Here is a 17,169-nt window from a genome sequence, read left to right as displayed (position 1 = left end):
GAAATGCAGCGCGCAGTAGGCGGCGGCGTATCCCCCCACGCCGAAGAAGATCGCGTGCGCGAGCGAGAAGATTCCCGCGTACCCCATGATGAAGTTCAGCGTGATGGCCAGGGTCGCGTTGATACAGACCAGGATGGCCAGATTCAGCAGGTAGTTGAGCACGTGCGACCTCAGGAAGTGATGGCGCGGCCGAAGAATCCGGAGGGCCGGAACATGATGAAGAGGAACAGCACGATGAAGGTCACGGCCTCGCTCCATTGGGGGTCGAACAGCCACAGGGCCAGGCTTTCGGCCAATCCGAGCAGGAGGCCTGCACAGGCGGCGCCGCGCAGGCTCCCGATGCCGCCGACGATGGTGGCTGCGAGGCTGATGAGCATCAGGTGATGTCCCATCGCCGGGTTCAGTCCTGAAGAGGCGGCCGTGAGGATTGCCGCAGGCACGACCAGCAGGGAGCCCAGCGCGAACACGATAGTCGACAACCGGCGCGGGCTCATGCCATAGGCTCGCACCAACTCCGGGTTGTCCGACAGCGCGCGCAGCGCCATGCCGACATGGGTACGCATGAGGAACAACTGCAGGCCGGCGAAGAAGGCGATGCCGCAGAGTATCGACAGGCCTGTCAGCGGCGACACGATCAGGCCGGCGCCGATGTCGACGCCACGACTCAGCGGTGTCGCGACGGAAATGAAGGTCCGGCCGAAGATCATGCCGATCACGTTCTGCACCACGATCCCCACGCCGAACGCGGCCACGAAGACCGTGAAGAACGAGCCTTCGTGTCGCTGTATGGGCGCGTACACCAAGCGGTCCAGCAGGACGCCGAAGACAACGGCCGCGGCTGTGGATCCGGCGACGGCTGGCGCCCAGTGCAGGTCGGCGGTGGTGTACAGAAAATGGAAGACGTACCCCGCAATGGTGAGGGTAGCGCCGTGCGCGAAGTGGAAGATCCGGGTCGAGCCGAAGATCAACGAGAAGCCGACCGCGGTCAGTGCGTACAACGCCCCGAGCTGAAGTCCGTTGGCGAAGAGCTGGAGAAACATCGGGAGGCTCTGCTCGCTGCTATTTCGCCGGCACGATCTCGACTTGCTTGCCGACACCGACGCCATCCATTTCGTTGATCTGAATCGGCGTGGCCACGGTGCCGTTGGGTTCGAACGAAACCTTGCCTCCCACGAAATCGAAAGTCCTGGCGGCCATGCGACCTGCCTGCAGGTTCTCGCCGCTCAGCGGCTTCCCTTGTTTTTGCAGGTTCGCGGCGAGTTGGGCGAAGAGCCGAACCGCGTTGTAGTAGTTGGCCGCGTAGCTGCTGGGCGCCTTCCCGTATTTCTTCTTGTAGTCGTCGAAGAACCGCCGGGTCGCAGGGTCGTTCGAATTCCAGTCGATGTGTTGACTGGTGTAGAGAGATCCCTTCGCTTCGGGCGAGGTCTGGATCTCGGGTACGGAGAAAGACGAGTAGCTGGCAATGGGTTGCGTGACACCGTTGTCGCGCAGCTGCTTGATGAGCTGGTACTGCTGCGATCCGTAGGACGCCAGATAGATGGCATCGGACCTGGTTTCGCGGACCTTTGCGGCAATGCCTCCGAACTGCTGCAGCGAGGCCGGTACCGACAGCGCCTCGGTCAGCGTGCCACCGCTGGCGGGCAGCGCGGCTTCGAGCTCCTTGCGAACCGACTGGCCCAACGGGTCGTCCACATAGATCAGCGCGACCCGCTTGAGACCTCGGACCTTGACCATGTGAGGAACGATGGCGCGCACCTCGAAGTTGGCAAGCGGGATCACGTTCCAGAAGTAGGGGCCGAGTTCCGCAAGGTCAGGGCCCACGCCGCCGCCATTGACCGAGACGGTCCGAGTGCGTTGGCCAATGGCCGAGATGGCCTTGGAGACACCCGTGAATGCGCTCAAGACATAGGGAACCTTGTCGACGTTGACCAGCTTGTTCATGGCGATCACGCCCCGCTGCGGCAACGCCTGGCTGTCTTCAAAGACGATGGACAGCTTGCCTTTCAGCATCTGATCGGCATTGACATGCTCGACCGCGAGATTCGCACCGGATGAAAAAAGATCCCCGTAGCTGGCGTTGGGCCCGCTGAGTGGAAAGATTGCACCGATCTTGATGTCCTGTGCGTGAGCCGCTGCGCCCATCAGAAATGCGGCGCACAGAAATCCCTCGCCAATCAGACTGTTGAGTTTCTTCATTGACTCCCTTTCAGACAACTTCCAATGACACCAATCACTTCTGCGAAAGCGTCGGTAGCTTGGTTGCACCCTCTTCGCGGTGCAATCAGTCTTCCTGAAGGGGGGCATTCGAAGCCTAGAAAGCGGGGATAACCCCGTGCAATTAATTCGTGAGTGTCAGCTTTGTTGGCGGATTGTCAGGAGGGGGCATGCGGCGCATCGACTGTGGGGAGCGATGGCTTGGACTGAGCGCGGTGCAGTGATGGAAGAGGTGCTGCACGACGTGCCGCTCGCACCGCGAGTTCGCCAAAATCCTGGAGACCAGGGACTGGCGCGGAAGAATGCGCCCGCGCGTTGAACCGCCGCCGCCTGCCGCACAAGGTGCGCAAGGGCGCGCACGAATCCATGCTTTTAGCGACAAATGTCACCTGCGCAGAGGCAAACCCTTGGAAGGCTGCCACGAACGGTCGTAGATGCTCTGCGGGCCTACTTTTGGGCGAGGAGAAAAGCATGAAGAGATTCGTTGTTGCGATCGCGGTATTGATGATGAGCGCTGGAGCTTTTGCGCATTCCGGCGGCACGGACAGGGCCGGTTGCCACACCGACCACAAGAGCGGTGGGCGTCACTGCCACTAGGAGCGTTCGAAACTCGCCCGCAAACCGAAGTCGTCGCTTGACCTTGCAGGTACAGACATGCCGGTAGGTCAACCGCGCCCTTCCCAAACCCGGATGACGCGCGACACTGGATCGCCCCGGCTGCGTTCAATGAGGTCCGCGCGCGATACCCGACATAGAGCCCGACCAGGATGATCAACTCGGTCGACCCTCTTGTCAGCACGCCACGCCATGCACTCCCCGGCGACGCCGTGAGCGGCGGGCCCTTTGACGGTAGGAATGCTCACTGTCCGTCGAGCCGACTGCGGCGCATAGCGCGCCACAGTGTCAGGTCGTAGGTGATCTTGAGCAAGCCGCACACGATGAGCGGCAGCGAGATCCAACCGGCAGCGAACATCGCCCCGCTCAATGTCGGGCTGATCGCCGCTGCCAAGCTGCGAGGCACGGCCGTGAAGCTCGCGGCTGCGCTGCGCTCGGCGGGGGTGACCACGGCCATCACATAGGCCGTGCGCGTGGGCACGTCCATCGACGACAAGGCGCTGCGGATCATGAGCAATCCCAGCGCGATCGGCAGGCTGGGTGCCAGGGCGGCCAGCACCAGGCAGATATTCGCGGGCAGGTGCGTGAAAACCATGGTGTTCAGCAGCCCGATGCGCTTGGCGACCACCGGCGCAGCCAACTGGGAGGCGGCGCTGAGCAACCCGGTCCAGAAGAAGAACGTTCCGGCCTGCGTCAGCGAGAGGCCGTAGCGCTCCAGCAGCCACAACGACATCAACGCGTTGACCGTCAGCCCGCCGGCGAAGGCATCGACGCTGAAGAGGGCCGCCAGTCGCACGACCACACCGCGCGAAGGGCCCAGAGGTGCCGGCGCGGCAGGCACACTGGACCCGCCATTCGCTCCTGCCTGCGCCGGAAGATTTCGATAGAGCCAGAGAACAGCCAGGCCGATCGCGGCGTAGACCAGGAACATGCCCCGCAGCGCGTCCGCGCGCGCCAGTTCGCTGTGCCGAACCAGCCAGTCCGGCACCGCAGCTGCCAATGCTCCCAGCGCCGCGCACAGGGCGCCCAGCAGGCTGTAGCGTGCGAACAGGGCGGTTCGGGCATGGCCTTGTGCTGCTCCAGCCAGGCGGGCGTGCTCCAACGGCAGGAAGACGCTCACGTCGCCCGAGCTGGGGTTGAGCGTGCCCACGAGTGCGACGATCAGCAGAGGCCAGAACGACGACACGCTCGCGAAGCCCAGGCCCGTGGCGGCCATCAACAGGGCCGCGCCGCGCAGGAGGTTCCCGCCGGCGAAGCGGTATCCCCAGGCGCCGACCGCGAGAGTGGCCAGCGCCGAGCCCAGCATCGTCGCAGTACTGACGATGCCGACCTCCAGCGTGCCAAGTCCGATCGAAAGCAGATAGGCCGGCAGCAGCACGGCCATGTAACCGTCACCGAAGGCGCGCAGCCCCCGTGCCACGAGGATGGAAACGGCGCCGGCATCGACCCCCGATGGCAGCAGAAATCCGAACCCACGAAGACGACGAGGCAAGGGTGCTGATTTCATCGACGTACTTGCAGGATGGATTCTGTTTGTAGAGATAGAGACACGTATGTATTATTCGCTACATGTCTCGCCTCGATGCTTGCCCCGATACTGCCAAGTGGTTATTGCTGATCGTCTCGCTGCCGACGCAGGGCGCGACGGCGCGCATGCGGATCTGGCGGGCTCTCAAGGCGATGGGGTGTGTAGCGCTGCGGGATGGTGCCTATCTGCTGCCYGAGGACGGATCGCGCCGGAATGCGCTGCAAGAACTCGCGGATGAATGCATGCGCGAAGGAGGCAGCGCCTGGCTGATGGCGGTCGCGCCGGCCAATATTGCCGACGCCGGTGCCTACCCGCAGCTCTTCGATCGCAGCACCGAATACGCAACGCTCATCAAGGGCTGGAAGGACGCTGCGGCTGGCTTGCCCTCGCAGGGCGTTGCAGAACTGACGCGCCTGCAAAAAAAGCTGCGCCGAGACTATGAAGCACTCGTCGCCACCGACTTCTTCCCCGGCGAAGCGAGCCTCGAAGCCGAGGCCGCGTGGATCGACTTCAACCGGCGCATCGATGGCGTACTGTCGCCGGACGAACCGCACGAAACCGAAGGCCAGATCCCGCGCCTGAGCATTGCTGACTACCAAGGCCGGGTGTGGGCGACTCGCCGGCGGTTGTGGGTCGATCGCGTGGCCAGCGCATGGCTGATCCGCCGATTCATCGATTCGGACGCGCGTTTCCAGTGGCTGGCCAAGACGAGCGACTGCCCGCGCTCGGCGCTCGGCTTCGACTTTGACGGCGCCGCCTTCACGCACGTCGGAGAACGGGTCACCTTCGAAACCTTGCTGGCGAGCTTCGGGCTCGAAGGTGACCCTGCGCTGATGCGCATGGGCGCGATGGTGCGCTCGCTCGACATGGGCGCCGGCTCGGTCGCGGAAGGCGCCGGGTTCGAAGCGGTGCTCGCCGGTGCGCGCGAGCGCCTGCCCGACGACGATGCCTTGCTCGCTGAGATCGGCAGCGTGCTGGATTCGCTGTATTCGCACTTCGAACGCGAAGCTGCTCGCGCCAAAGCTTGAAGAGGACGAGGGAAAGATGAACCGAATCGGCAGGGCTATGCCATTTCTCTGGGGTTGTCGCACACGTTCGCAAACGATCACGAGATTCTGCGGCACGGTCTCGTGATGTACGACGCGCCGTACGCCTGGTGCCAATCGCACCGGACTCAGGCAAGCACGTGACCGCGAAACCCATCGAGCACACAGCTCGGACGGAGATTCAGATGAATCGTGAAGCAAAGCCCACACGCCGAGATTTCGTCACGACGGCCGCCGCAAGCGCGGGAGTTCTCGCCCTGTCGGGCACCGCCAGCGCCGAAACCGCCCCTTCGAAGGAGATGTCCATGAGCAATGCCCCAGCTTTTCAGAGCAGCGACGCCTTGAAGCCCTTGCCGTTCGATCCCGCGAAACTGAGCAATTTGTCAGAGCGGTTGATGCGCTCACATTGGGAAAACAACTACGGAGGTTCCGTAAAGGCCTTGGCCGTGGTGAAGAAGCGCCTCGGCGAAGCGCTGGCCGACAAAGACCTGCCTCCTTACGTCTACAACGACCTCAAGCGCGAGCATCTGCTGCGCACGGGCTCCGTCGTCTTGCACGAGGATTATTTCGACAACCTCGGCGGCAATGGCAGCGCGGGCGCGTCAGAACGCCAGGTGATCGCGAAGGCCTTTGGCAGCTTCGACGTCTGGGAGACCGAGTTCCGTCGCATCGGGGCCGGCCTGGGCGGTGGATCGGGCTGGGTGGTGCTGGGCTTCAACCAGCACACGAGGCAACTCGAAAACTACTGGATGGCCGACCACGCGCACGGCCCGGCGGCCACCACGCCGATCCTGGTGATGGACATGTACGAGCACGCCTATCAGATGGACTTTGGCGCGGCGGCGGCGAAGTACATCGACGCCTTCTTCCAGAACGTTCAGTGGGAGAAGGTTGCCGCGCGCCTCACGGCGAGCGGTGCAGCCAAGACGTGAGGCCGTCATGAAGCGAAGCATGGTGGTCGCTGCAACTTTGCTCGCGGCCGGCTCGCCCTTCGCGCAGACCGTGGGCTTCGACACAGATGCGGTCGGCAGTCCACCCGCCGGCTGGACCTGCGGCGTCACGGGGCGCGGCAATCCGAGATGGACGATCGAGGCAGACCCCGGCGCGCCGAGTCTGCCCAACGTACTGCTGCAGTCGGGATCCGGTACCTTCCCCTGGTGCGTTCGCGCCGAGGCGGCCATCGCCGATGGCTTTGTCGAAGTGAAGTTCAAACCGATCAAGGGCCGCGAGGACCAGGCCGGCGGTGTCGTCTGGCGCTGGAAGGATGGCAACAACTACTACGTGGCGCGCGCCAATGCGCTGGAAAACAATGTCTCGCTTTACTACACCGAGGGCGGCGTGCGCAAGACGCTCAAGTACGTGGATGCGCCGGTGTCGGCGGGTACGTGGCACTTGTTGCGCGTGGAGTTCGTCGGAAAACGCATCGCAGTACTGCTCGACGGCAGGGYCACCATCGACTTCGAGGATGCGCACATCGAAGGCCCAGGTGCGGTTGGCGTCTGGACGAAGGCAGACAGCGTCACGGCGTTTGACGACTTCGGTTTCGGGCCTGCTCGAAAGCAATAGCCCGAGTCGACAACTGCGATCCGCGTCATAGACATCTTGCGCGGGGCGCTCTGCGGGGTGACAGGACTGCGCCGTGAAGCGGCGTCGCGTGCTCACAGCCGGCGACGAAAGCCAAGTTGAATGTGCCTTGGGCGGCATGGCGGTGCTGTCCCGCAGCCGGGCGCCAGCTGGCGAACTCCGATCAGGCGCCCGCCCCGTCGCGGCGAAATTCGAAGGTGTACATGCTGTCTGCCTCGGTCGGCGCCGCGATGCAGCGCCAGCGCATGCGTTCGAAGAAGCGTCTGGCAAGTTCGTTGTCCCGCATCACGCAAGCTCGCCAGCAGGAGACGCCGGCGAAGAGCGAATTCCGAAGAAGGGCATCGACCACCTGCAACCCGATGCCTTGTCGCTGCAGTCCCGGCTTGACGGCTATGTCGGTGATCACATGGAAGGGATGCTCCGGCGTCGGCGAACAGAGGCCAGCCACGGCGACCAATTCCCCGTCTGCGAGAAAGCTGAACTGATGACTGGCGGTATCAGTCAACACATGGCGCAACCACTTGTCATCCATGGGGCCGAGTTGTTTGTTCAGCCAAGGATCGTCGAACCAGGTGCGATATTCATCGAAATCATGTTCCTTGAAATGCCTGGAATCCATATGCATTGCCTCCCTATCGCGAATGCAGAGTGCGCAAAGGCCCAAGTTGACTATCGACTTCAGCCGCGAGGCTAGTGCACGCTGCCGCTCCAGCAGCGGCGAGAGCCAAGATCGGAGGATTCCTGGCTGATCTTCGGACGACGGTTGGCCACGACTTCGCGCCCGAATGGCTCAAGCAGGTCACGCAGATGGTCGACCCGGTCACCCACAGCCTGCTGCTCTGGGCGCTGATGCACGCGTGAAGCTGCTGCCCGTCCCGACCCTGCCGCCGGCAACCCTTGTCATCACGTTGTCATTCCGAAGGATTCACATGGTCGGGCCGTCGGGCGCGCCGAAGCCGCCATTGCTGTCCTTGTTCGTGAGGCCGCATCCGCCAGGCCCTGGCCGTCCGGGCCAGGCCTGCGCGTCGCAGGACCATGCCGCAGGCGAACGCGAAGGAGTGACATGACTGCGAAACACGAAAAGTACCAACGCCTGATCGACGCCTGCAAGTCGATCGCGCCCACGCCGACGGCCGTGGTGCACCCGTGCGATGCATCTTCGCTGGAGGGGGCGATGGAGGCGGCCCGGCTCGGCCTGATCGTGCCGACCCTTGTCGGCCCGCACGAGCGGATCCTGGCAGTCGCCGCCTCGGGCGGGATCGATCTGACCGGCGTCCAGATCGTCGACGCGCCCCACAGCGAGGCGGCCGCGGCCATGGCCGTGCAGCTGGTGCGCGAGGGCAAGGCCGAGGCGCTGATGAAGGGCAGCCTGCACACCGACGAGCTGATGGCCGCCGTGGTCAGGCGCGACACCGGCCTGCGCACCGCGCGGCGCGTCAGCCACTGCTTCGTGATGGACGTGCCGGGACACGAAGATGCCTTGATCATCACCGACGCGGCGGTCAACATCGCGCCCACGCTGGAGGCCAAGGCCGATATCCTGCAGAACGCGATCGATCTCGCGCACGCGATGGGGGTGCCGCAAGTGCGAGTGGCCATTCTCTCGGCGATGGAGACCGTCAATCCGAAGGTGCCGTCCACCGTCGAGGCCGCGGCACTGTGCAAGATGGTGGACCGCCACCAGATCACGGGCGCGCTCGTCGATGGTCCGCTGGCATTGGACAACGCCATCAACCTCGAAGCCGCGAAGATCAAGAAGATCGATTCGCCGGTGGCGGGCGGTGCCAACGTGCTGCTGGTGCCCGACCTCGAAGCCGGCAACATGCTCGCCAAGAGCCTGTCCTTCCTGGCGGGGGCCGATGCCGCGGGCATCGTGCTCGGCGCGCGGGTGCCGATCATCCTGACCAGCCGGGCCGATTCGGTCCTGACCCGGCTCGCCTCTTGCGCGGTCGCGGTGCTGGTCGCCAAGGCCCGTCGCGAGGCCGCCAAGGCCGTGGGGTGACCGCATGGCCGATGTGATCCTCGTTCTCAACGCCGGCTCGTCCAGCGGCAAAGCCCTTCGAGGTCGTTGTGAAGCTCGTTCCCGACCTACCCCAGGTCGGGCGGGCCGCGGCTCAGCGCAGCGGGCAGCAAGGTCTCGGTGTGGGTGATACCCACCAACGAAGAGTTGATGATCGCGCGCCATACCTGCAAGATCGCGTGCCAGCCGTCGGAATAGAGACCCATTCACCGAATACGCAAGGAGCCTCATCGTGAGCATCGAGATCCCTCGCCCGATCCTGAACGGCGCCAAGGTGCTGGTCTGCGGCATTGCCAACGAGCATTCGATCGCCTATGGCTGCGCCAAGGCGTTTCACGAGCTCGGCGCAGACCTGGCCATCACCTACCTCAACGAGAAATCGAAGGGCTACGTGGAACCGCTCGCGCGGCAGCTGGAGGCACCGATCTTCATGCCGCTCGACGTCTCGCAACCGGGCGAGCTCGAAGCCGTGTTCGCCCGGATCGAGAAGGAGTGGGGCCGGCTCGACGCGCTCGTGCACTCCATCGCGTGGGCGCCCAAGGACGACCTGCAGGGCGGCCTGCTGGACTGTTCGGCGGAAGGCTTCGCGAAGGCGATGGATGTGTCCTGCCATTCGTTCATCCGGATGGCCCGGTTGGCGGCGCCGCTGATGAAGGACGGCGGAACGATGATCGCGATGAGCTACTACGGCGCCAACAAGGTCGTTTCGAACTACAACGTGATGGGGCCGGTGAAGGCGGCGCTGGAGGCATCGGCGCGCTACCTGGCCTACGAACTGGGCCCGAAGGGCATCCGCGTGCACCCCGTCTCGCCGGGGCCGCTGAAGACCCGCGCCGCCTCCGGCCTCAAGGACTTCGACCTGCTGCTCAACGAGGCGGCGCAGCGTGCGCCGCTCGGCGAACTGGTCGACATCATGGACGTGGGCTTCACCTGCGCGTTCCTGGCCACGCCCTATGCGAGGCGGCTCTCGGGCGAGACCGTCTACGTCGATGGCGGCGTGCACATCATGGCGTAGTGGCTCGACAGATTCACCAGCAAGTCCCAAACTCCGTTTCGGCGGGGGCGGCCTCCCACCTTTCGTTCTGCGGCGAAGAGCCAACATCTGAAGGAAGTCAACATGTCCAAGACAAGCAGCACCACCACGCGTGCCACGCTCGCCAATCCACCGTCTGGCACCCCGCCGTCGATGTCCGCCATGACGGGCCTGAACCCCGCCCTGCAGGCCTGGGGGGAGTACATGACCGACGCCGCGCAGCGCACCATCCTGTTCTGGGACACGCTGCGCCAACGCAGCACCCAGTACTACGCGCAGAAGAAGCAGGAAGTGCCGCATGTGCTGAGCTTCGACGCCGAACTGGTGCTGGACGCCCGCACTTTCGACAAGCCGGTCAACTATCTGCTCGTGCGCATCAAGCCGGCGCAAGGCGTGGTGATCGATCCCCTGAAGCGGCCGTTCGTGGTGGTCGATCCGCGAGCCGGGCACGGGCCGGGCATCGGCGGCTTCAAGGCCGACAGTGAAATCGGCGTGGCCATGCGTGCCGGCCATCCCTGCTACTTCGTCGGTTTCACGCCCGAGCCGATGCCGGGCCAGACCATCGAGGACATCATGGACGTCGAGGCGGTGTTCCTGGAACGCGTCATCGAGCTGCATCCCAAGGCAGAGGGCAAGCCCTGCGTCATCGGCAACTGCCAGGCGGGCTGGGCCGTGATGCTGGTGGCCGCGGTTCGGCCTGAGCTGTTCGGCCCGATCATCGTCCCCGGTTCGCCCCTGTCGTACTGGGCCGGGGTGGAAGGCGAGAACCCCATGCGCTACACCGGTGGCCTGGCCGGCGGCAGCTGGATGACGGCGCTGACCAGCGACCTGGGCAACGGCAAGTTCGACGGCGGCCACCTGGTCGAGAACTTCGAGAACCTGAATCCCGCCAACACGCTGTGGACCAAGAACTACGACCTGTGGTCGAAGGTGGACACCGAGGGGCCACGCTTCATCGAGTTCGAGAAATGGTGGGGCGGCCACGTCAACCTCAACGGCGAGGAGATCCAGTGGATCGTCGACCAGTTGTTCGTCGGCAACCGGCTGGCCACCGGCGAGATCGTCACCCGCAAGGGCGAGCGGATCGACCTGCGCCAGATCCRCTCGCCGATCGTCTGCTTCTGCTCCAAGGGCGACAACATCACCCCGCCGCAGCAGGCGCTGGGGTGGATCGTCGACCTTTATGGCAGCGACCACGACATCCTGGCCTGCGGCCAGACCATCGTCTATACCGTGCACGAAACCGTCGGCCATCTCGGCATCTTCGTCTCGGGCGGCATCGCCAAGAAGGAACACCAGGAGTTCGCCTCCAACATCGATTTGATCGATGTCCTGCCCCCCGGGCTGTACGAGGCCGTGCTGACCCCGAAGACCGCCGATGCGGCCCACCAGGAAGAGATCGTCGGCGACTGGATCGTTCGCTTCGAGCCGCGCACCCTGGACGATGTGCGCGACATCGTGCGGCCCGACCCCGCGAACGAACGCCGCTTCGCCACCGTTCGGCGGGTGTCCGAGATCAACCTCGGCCTGTACCGCACCCTGTTCCAGCCCTTCGTGCGGGCGGCGGTCAACGAACAGACGGCCGGGTGGATGAAGAAGATGAGCCATGCCGAGCTGCCGTTCGAGATCTTCTCCGAGCGCAACCCGCTGATGCAGCAGGTGGCCCAGCTCGCGGAGCAGGTGCGCCAGCAGCGCCAACCCGTTGCGCCCGACAACCCGTTCCTGGCGTGGCAGGCCAGGATCTCGGACGGGATCATCGCCGCCCTCGACGGCTATCGCGATCAGCGCGACCGCCGCATGGAGAAGACCTTCCTGGCCATCTACAGCTCGCCGGTTCTTCAGGCCATGGTGGGGCTGGGCGCCTCGGACGAGCCCGTGCGCCGGAAGCCGGGGCGGGACCCGGAGCACGTGGCGCGCATCCAGGAGCGCATCGCCGAGCTCAAGGCGCGCATTGCCGAGGGTGGTCCTCGCGAGGCCGCGATCCGCGCCCTGGTCTATATCGGGCTGGCGGGGGCGGGCGTCGACGAACGCTCGTTCAACACATTGCGCGAGATTCGCGCCGAACACGAAGGGCTGACGCTGCAGGCGTTCAAGCAGATCGTGCGCGAACAGTATTTCAATCTGCTCGTCGACTGCGAGGGAGCCCTCGCGGCCATTCCGAAGATGTTGCCGGCTGACCGGGCCCTGCGCACGCGCATGCTGGAGGCGCTGCGCCGAACCGTCCAGGCCACCGGCGAAGTGACGGGCGAACGCGCGCAGCGGCTGGCGCAGGTCGAAAAGCTGTTCAGCACGGGCCTGCCCACCGCCCCGCCCCAAAAGGCAACCCTCAAGGCCGTCCCCAAGGCAGTCCCCAAGGCCACCCGCAAGGCCACCCGCAAGGCCACCCGCAAGGCCGCCTGAGCCATGAGGTCCTGGCGCCACACGCATGGAACGCCAACCGTCGCTTTGTCTGTGGGGTGGCATGCTCGGCATCCATGAGACAGCAGCATTACTGGACACTGTGTTCCCTACTGGCGATAAGCAGCCTGTCGGGCTGCGACCTGCTCTCGTCGGAGCCCTCGGACCCCTTGCTCAGCAAGGAGGCGATCGCCACGCGTGAGGCACCTCCGGAACTCGTGTTCCAGGGCCAGCTTGCCGGGGAGTCCCAGTTCTTGCTGGTTCACGATTGCGAAGTGTTTCGTGTCGAACGCGGCGACCTGGGTCGCGTGAAATGGACCAGCGTGCTGGCGCCGGATTTCTACCCGAGCTGGACGTCGTGCGAGCGCCAGTCGCTGTCGTTCAAGGCAGGTGCAGTGACCGTCACGCTGGGTCGCCAGGCCTTTGGCGCCGGGGGATGCTGTGCCACCGGCGGCACCTACCGCTCGGTCGATGGTCGAACCTGGAAGAAGCTCTGAAAGGGGCCGTTCCATCGCCAAACGCGCATCAGCTCAGGCCGCCTGCACGGCAACGAGCCATAGCTGCGCGCCTTGCTGTGGCGTCGAGGTCCAGGTCACGTTGTAGGTACCGGCCGCGCCAACCTGCCTCACGGCCACGGCGCACTGCACCAATGCACCAGATGCCAGTACCGAATCGATCACCGTGAACCCGTTGTCGGGCACGGCCGTCTTGTCCAGGTCGACACCCGCGTCCCCCCACCACCATGCGACGAGCAGTGCAGGGCCGGTGGTGGTGACACTGGCGCTGGTCAAGGGCTGACCAGACAGCACCTCGCGCCACTGCACATCCTGCACGGCGCCACCATCGGTGATCTCGACAACGCTCAAGGTCGTCTCGTCGGTGACGGTGGGCTTGGCCACGGTGAGCACGTGACCGACCATGCCCCGGGCCTGCTGGCAGGTATGCAAGACCGTCCCCGAATTGGGCCAGAGGGTGTAGATGTGCGCCGCATCGAGCTGGACGAAGAGATTCCCCGCGTTGTCCGTCGGTGCGATGGCAGAAAGAACACCCCGCCCGACGCAGGCCAACAGGGTGCTTCCGATCGTGCGCGTGGACATGCCGGAAGTGGACAGCGATGAGGACGACACGCCATCACGGTTGAAGACCAGCGCGTGGGCGCCGAGGGCTGGCGCCGCTGTTGCAGGTGGAGGTGGAGGTGGAGGTGGAGGTGGAGGTGGAGGCGGAGGCCGAGGCGCAGGTGCAGGTGCAGGGGGAGGTGGAGCAGCAGGTGGAGGAGCTGCAGCAGGTGAAGGAGCAGCCAGTGTTGTCTGGCCGCCGGAGCCTCCGCCACAGGACGTGAGCGCTGCAAACCCGGATGTCATGCAGACCGCCGCAAACGCCCACATCCGGCGCAACAGGCCGCGGCGCTCGTTGATCAGTGACGCGGCCGGGTCGGAATCGGCCGCTTGTTGCTCGGCTTGCTGTTCATTCATTGAGACCTCCATAAACATGTGGTTTCAACCAGGCGAACGCGCCAGCGCCTGTCGGCGTGAAAAAAACTTGGATCGTCCTCGCGCCTTGGCTGTAAGTCAAACTGCCCCATTTTTGCTGAAGGGGTGCTTGCGGAGCGCGAGCAGGCCGACCGCACCGCGCGCCGGGTTGAATTGAAGAATCGCGTGACTAAACTTTGAGGTTCCCTGTTCAGCATGGAGACGCGACATGAGCACCCCGACCGAAGTCGCCCAGCAGGCCTACGCCGCTTTCGGRCGCCGCGACATCCCGGGAATTCTGGCCATGCTCACCGACGATGTGGACTGGCGGTTCTACGCCAGCCCCAGCACCGGTATCCCGTACGGGGGCAGGTACACCGGCAAGAAACCCGTGGAAGCCTGGTTCGCCACCCTGGCCGAGAACGAGGACATCCAGCAGCTCGAACCGCGTGAGTTCCTGGAAGGACCGGATCACGTGACGGTGCTCGGCTGGAATCGCGCGAGGCCGCTTCCGAACGGGACGGTGTTCGACAGCGAGTGGGTCCATGTGTTCACGCTGAAGGGCGGAAAGATCAGCCGCTGGATCGGCACCGCAGACACGGCCGCTCGGCAGGCGGCCGCGAAGTAGCCGTCCTCCGATTGCCTTGAAGGCGAAATCTCTCGAGCGGGCCGGCGCCGACCAGGCTTGCTCCACAACAGCAGGAAGACCACCATGACCATTGCAGGTCCGATTCCGACCCTCTACGGCGATATGCAGCCGCTCCTCGATTGGCAGGCGGCCTGCGCAGAGACTTTGCTGAAGGCGCAGAGCTTCCAGCTCCAGATGCTGGGCGTCTGTCAGCAGCCTTTTGTCGCGGCCAACCAGGAACTGTGGGACCAATGGGTGGCCCGTTTCGGGGGCGGCGTGCCGTTGGACGGCTGAGCCCTCGCGATAGCGATGCGCTGGCGTTCGCGGCGCCTACCCTTTGGCGTCGCGACACCGTGACAGACTCGGGCAAACGCCATCTCTCGTGACAGAGAGGTAGCCTCCATCGTGATAGACGAGCGGCGCGGTCTCCGAGCGCGCACCGTTGAGTACGCGGCCAACGAAGATCGTGTGCGTGCCGACATCCATCTCTTCGACTGTTTCGCATTCGAGCGTCGCGAGCGCGCCCAGCAACATTGGAATCCCATGCTCGCTGAGCTCATGTGCGACACCCTCGAATGGATGGTCATGCTTGCCGGCGAACCGGTTACTCAGATCGACTTGATCCTCGGCCAGCACGTTGACTGCGAAGCGCCGGCTCGCATGGACGAGCGGGTGAGTTCGAGTCGATTTGTTGAGCACGACCAGCACTGTCGGCGGGTCAGCCGATACCGACGAGAAGGCCGTGGCCGTCATGCCGTGGATGCGACCTTCACGCGACGTCGTGATCACGGTGACGCCGTTGACCAAGGTGCGCATGATCGAGCGAAAGTGCTGTGCATCGATCATGAGGCTCAAGGGCGATGCGACCCCGTCGCCTCCCGGCATGGAAGTCACGGCGACGGCGGCGGCGCCAGGGGTCCTTGCCGCCTCGGATTGTCTGGCTTCGATCATGGCATGTCCCTTCTTTGCTGCTACTGTTCGTCCGAAAGCGCGAGCGCGCGATAGCTTCCCCTGTAGGCGACGAGCGGAGCGTGCGCCTGGCTGCTCGCGCAGTGCTCGATGCGTCCGACGATGATCTCGGTGTCCTCATGGACAAAGACCGCGCTGGTGCGGCACTCGAGCGCAAGCACGGCATTGGCGAGCACGGGGGCGCCTGTCTTGAGGTGCGTCCATTGCCCGACGGAGAATCTGTCCGAGCCGGACAGGCCGCGCCTGCCCCCGAACACCTCGGCGATCTCGTGCGAACCCGCAGGCAGGTAGCTGATCGCAAAGCTGCCGGCAGCCTTGATCGTCGCCAACGCGCTGGTGCTACGCCCCACGCAGACCAGCATGGTGGGTGGAGCAGCCGCGACATGGGTCACAGAGAGCGCCAGCAGGCCGGCGGGCATGCCTGAATGGCTCGCCGCCACGACGGCGGCGCCAACCGGACGCATGCTCATCAGGCGCCAGAACGTTCCAGGATCGATCCCGGTGGCCGGTGTGTCGAGCGTCGACATTGGCTCAGACCTCCGTCAGATGCGCGACGGCATCGATCTCGAGCAAGTACTCTTTACGCAGCAGCGAGTGCACGGTCACTCCCGAACTTGCCGGACCGTGGGGGCCGAAGTAAGCCGCGCGGATGTCGAAGTAGGCTCGCACCGCTTCGGCATCGGCCTCGGGCGTCAGGTAGGTCGTCAACTTGACCACGTCGGCCAGAGTTCCGCCGGCACGACCGAGCACGTCACGAAGTTTCTCGAGGCAGCGCTCGGCCTGAACCTTGAAATCGCCCAGCCCCACGGGCCGGCCATCGATGTCGGTCGCCGTGATGCCTGAAACGTAGATGACGTTGCCGGCCCGGACGCCGGGCACCCAGGTCGACTGCCAATTCTCGCTCGGCCATTTCTTGGGAAGCCGCACGATTCCAGTTGTTGTCATTCAATGTCTCCGGTTGCGAAACGTCCGTCCAGAATCCGGCGGCTGACAGGCCGCGGACGGCAAAGGATTCGAAAGGTGAGCGGCGCTCAAGCCGTCGCAAGCGCGTGGCGCGCCGCATTCGTTTCGACGCCGAGTTCCGCCATGCGTGGCAGAACCTTGTGGCCGAAGGCGCGCAAATCCGCGTCGTAGTCCGCCAGCACGACCATGACGCCGTCCAGCTTGGCTGCGCGAACCGTGCGCGCGATCCGCTCGGCCAGCGAATCGGCAGAGCCACTCAAGGTGTTGGACATGAGGGCCGACGCCGCCTTGGCCTGCTCCATGAAGACCTGCGAGCCTTGGTTGCTGGCCACTTCCTTGTCGTCGTTGTACTCGTCCATCATGCGAGCAACTGCGACGCGGTCGACGCCGGCATTGTAGAAATCGACCTTCTCCTGCGCCTCTTTGTCGGTGTCGCCGATGACCAGATTGAACAGTCCGAAGGTCTTGAGGCCGGGGTTCTGGTACTCCGCTGCAATCTCCTTGGCCCTCAGCGCACGGCCGATGAACTTGTCGTTGTCCTGGGCCGCCATGAACGCGACGTTGCAGTTCTGCGCGGTGAACTTGAAGCCGCGGTCGGACATGCCGGCACAGATGACTGTCGGCATCTTCGAAGGCTTCGGAAAGATCTGGCAGTCGTCCGTTTCGTAGAACCTGCCTTTGTGGGTGACGCTCTCCTCCGTCC

21 protein-coding genes and 1 pseudogene are annotated in these 17,169 nt (G+C 64.6%); 13 read left to right on the top strand and 9 right to left on the bottom strand.

The window, feature by feature from the left end; all coding sequences use genetic code 11:
• Nucleotides 1–170: 170 nt before the first annotated feature.
• Both AC1D2K_RS12660 and AC1D2K_RS12655 read right to left on the bottom strand, forming a co-directional pair.
• Entirely contained in the window at nt 171–1,040 is an 870-nt protein-coding gene (locus tag AC1D2K_RS12660; protein ID WP_478089181.1) for a branched-chain amino acid ABC transporter permease, read from the bottom strand.
• Nucleotides 1,041–1,059: 19 nt separating this feature from the next.
• Nucleotides 1,060–2,196 (bottom strand): ABC transporter substrate-binding protein, encoded by a 1,137-nt coding sequence (locus tag AC1D2K_RS12655; protein WP_478089180.1) that lies wholly within the window; start codon nt 2,194–2,196, stop codon nt 1,060–1,062.
• 384 nt (nt 2,197–2,580) lie between these two features.
• On the opposite strand from AC1D2K_RS12655, the gene AC1D2K_RS12650 reads away from it, so the two are divergent.
• A complete protein-coding gene (locus AC1D2K_RS12650) occupies nt 2,581–2,811 on the top strand; it encodes a YHYH domain-containing protein (protein ID WP_478089182.1) in 231 nt (76 codons plus the stop codon).
• A 262-nt stretch (nt 2,812–3,073) separates the two neighbouring features.
• Here the strand turns inward: AC1D2K_RS12650 and AC1D2K_RS12645 are convergent, their stop codons facing one another.
• A complete protein-coding gene (locus tag AC1D2K_RS12645; protein WP_478089179.1) occupies nt 3,074–4,336 on the bottom strand; it encodes an MFS transporter in 1,263 nt (420 codons plus the stop codon).
• A gap of 62 nt (nt 4,337–4,398) precedes the next feature.
• Here AC1D2K_RS12645 and AC1D2K_RS12640 point away from each other — a divergent pair, with 62 nt between their 5' ends.
• The 4 genes and pseudogenes from AC1D2K_RS12640 to AC1D2K_RS12625 all read left to right on the top strand — a co-directional run bounded on the left by AC1D2K_RS12640 (nt 4,399) and on the right by AC1D2K_RS12625 (nt 6,969).
• Entirely contained in the window at nt 4,399–5,385 is a 987-nt protein-coding gene (locus tag AC1D2K_RS12640; RefSeq protein WP_478089178.1) for a chromate resistance protein ChrB domain-containing protein, read from the top strand.
• A gap of 36 nt (nt 5,386–5,421) precedes the next feature.
• Nucleotides 5,422–5,547, top strand: a pseudogene (locus tag AC1D2K_RS12635) (chromate resistance protein ChrB domain-containing protein); the annotation flags it as partial.
• Nucleotides 5,548–5,588: 41 nt separating this feature from the next.
• The gene (locus tag AC1D2K_RS12630; RefSeq protein WP_478089177.1) at nt 5,589–6,335 is read left to right on the top strand and encodes a superoxide dismutase; all 747 of its coding nucleotides are present in this window, start codon (nt 5,589–5,591) and stop codon (nt 6,333–6,335) included.
• Nucleotides 6,336–6,342: 7 nt separating this feature from the next.
• A complete protein-coding gene (locus AC1D2K_RS12625; protein ID WP_478089176.1) occupies nt 6,343–6,969 on the top strand; it encodes a hypothetical protein in 627 nt (208 codons plus the stop codon).
• Nucleotides 6,970–7,150: 181 nt separating this feature from the next.
• Here the strand turns inward: AC1D2K_RS12625 and AC1D2K_RS12620 are convergent, their stop codons facing one another.
• Complete coding sequence (locus AC1D2K_RS12620) at nt 7,151–7,606, bottom strand: GNAT family N-acetyltransferase (RefSeq protein ID WP_478089175.1); 456 nt, start codon at nt 7,604–7,606, stop codon at nt 7,151–7,153.
• A gap of 74 nt (nt 7,607–7,680) precedes the next feature.
• Here AC1D2K_RS12620 and AC1D2K_RS12615 point away from each other — a divergent pair, with 74 nt between their 5' ends.
• The 5 genes from AC1D2K_RS12615 (at nt 7,681) to AC1D2K_RS12595 (ending at nt 12,934) form a co-directional block, all read left to right on the top strand.
• On the top strand, nt 7,681–7,848 hold the full coding sequence (locus AC1D2K_RS12615; RefSeq protein WP_478089174.1) for a hypothetical protein: 168 nt from the start codon (nt 7,681–7,683) through the stop codon (nt 7,846–7,848).
• Between the two features lie 202 nt (nt 7,849–8,050).
• Nucleotides 8,051–8,989 carry a phosphate acetyltransferase gene (locus AC1D2K_RS12610; protein ID WP_478089173.1) on the top strand — a complete coding sequence of 313 codons (939 nt, stop codon included), beginning with the start codon at nt 8,051–8,053 and terminating at the stop codon, nt 8,987–8,989.
• Between the two features lie 250 nt (nt 8,990–9,239).
• Complete coding sequence (gene fabI / locus AC1D2K_RS12605) at nt 9,240–10,022, top strand: enoyl-ACP reductase FabI (protein WP_478089172.1); 783 nt, start codon at nt 9,240–9,242, stop codon at nt 10,020–10,022.
• Nucleotides 10,023–10,124: 102 nt separating this feature from the next.
• A complete protein-coding gene (locus tag AC1D2K_RS12600) occupies nt 10,125–12,440 on the top strand; it encodes a DUF3141 domain-containing protein (RefSeq protein ID WP_478089171.1) in 2,316 nt (771 codons plus the stop codon).
• Between the two features lie 74 nt (nt 12,441–12,514).
• Complete coding sequence (locus AC1D2K_RS12595) at nt 12,515–12,934, top strand: hypothetical protein (RefSeq protein WP_478089170.1); 420 nt, start codon at nt 12,515–12,517, stop codon at nt 12,932–12,934.
• A gap of 33 nt (nt 12,935–12,967) precedes the next feature.
• Here the strand turns inward: AC1D2K_RS12595 and AC1D2K_RS12590 are convergent, their stop codons facing one another.
• Nucleotides 12,968–13,534 (bottom strand): hypothetical protein, encoded by a 567-nt coding sequence (locus AC1D2K_RS12590; RefSeq protein ID WP_478089169.1) that lies wholly within the window; start codon nt 13,532–13,534, stop codon nt 12,968–12,970.
• An 80-nt stretch (nt 13,535–13,614) separates the two neighbouring features.
• On the opposite strand from AC1D2K_RS12590, the gene AC1D2K_RS12585 reads away from it, so the two are divergent.
• The 3 genes from AC1D2K_RS12585 (at nt 13,615) to AC1D2K_RS12575 (ending at nt 14,828) form a co-directional block, all read left to right on the top strand.
• Nucleotides 13,615–13,776 carry a hypothetical protein gene (locus tag AC1D2K_RS12585; RefSeq protein ID WP_478089168.1) on the top strand — a complete coding sequence of 54 codons (162 nt, stop codon included), beginning with the start codon at nt 13,615–13,617 and terminating at the stop codon, nt 13,774–13,776.
• Nucleotides 13,777–14,135: 359 nt separating this feature from the next.
• Nucleotides 14,136–14,534, top strand: a complete 399-nt coding sequence (locus tag AC1D2K_RS12580) for a nuclear transport factor 2 family protein (RefSeq protein WP_478089167.1) — start codon at nt 14,136–14,138, stop codon at nt 14,532–14,534.
• An 84-nt stretch (nt 14,535–14,618) separates the two neighbouring features.
• On the top strand, nt 14,619–14,828 hold the full coding sequence (locus AC1D2K_RS12575) for a hypothetical protein (protein ID WP_478089166.1): 210 nt from the start codon (nt 14,619–14,621) through the stop codon (nt 14,826–14,828).
• Nucleotides 14,829–14,864: 36 nt separating this feature from the next.
• Here the strand turns inward: AC1D2K_RS12575 and AC1D2K_RS12570 are convergent, their stop codons facing one another.
• From AC1D2K_RS12570 to AC1D2K_RS12555, 4 genes are all read right to left on the bottom strand, one after another.
• Complete coding sequence (locus AC1D2K_RS12570) at nt 14,865–15,485, bottom strand: flavin reductase family protein (RefSeq protein WP_478089165.1); 621 nt, start codon at nt 15,483–15,485, stop codon at nt 14,865–14,867.
• Between the two features lie 20 nt (nt 15,486–15,505).
• Entirely contained in the window at nt 15,506–16,030 is a 525-nt protein-coding gene (locus AC1D2K_RS12565) for a flavin reductase family protein (RefSeq protein WP_478089164.1), read from the bottom strand.
• Nucleotides 16,031–16,034: 4 nt separating this feature from the next.
• On the bottom strand, nt 16,035–16,448 hold the full coding sequence (locus tag AC1D2K_RS12560; protein ID WP_478089163.1) for a RidA family protein: 414 nt from the start codon (nt 16,446–16,448) through the stop codon (nt 16,035–16,037).
• 86 nt (nt 16,449–16,534) lie between these two features.
• Nucleotides 16,535–17,169: LLM class flavin-dependent oxidoreductase (locus AC1D2K_RS12555; RefSeq protein WP_478089162.1), on the bottom strand; the 635-nt coding region annotated here is incomplete at its 5' end.

This window comes from Variovorax sp. P1_H12_2 (assembly GCF_056405335.1).
Note: the sequence above shows the minus strand (reverse complement) of the source record. Positions and strands in the feature narration are given on the sequence as shown.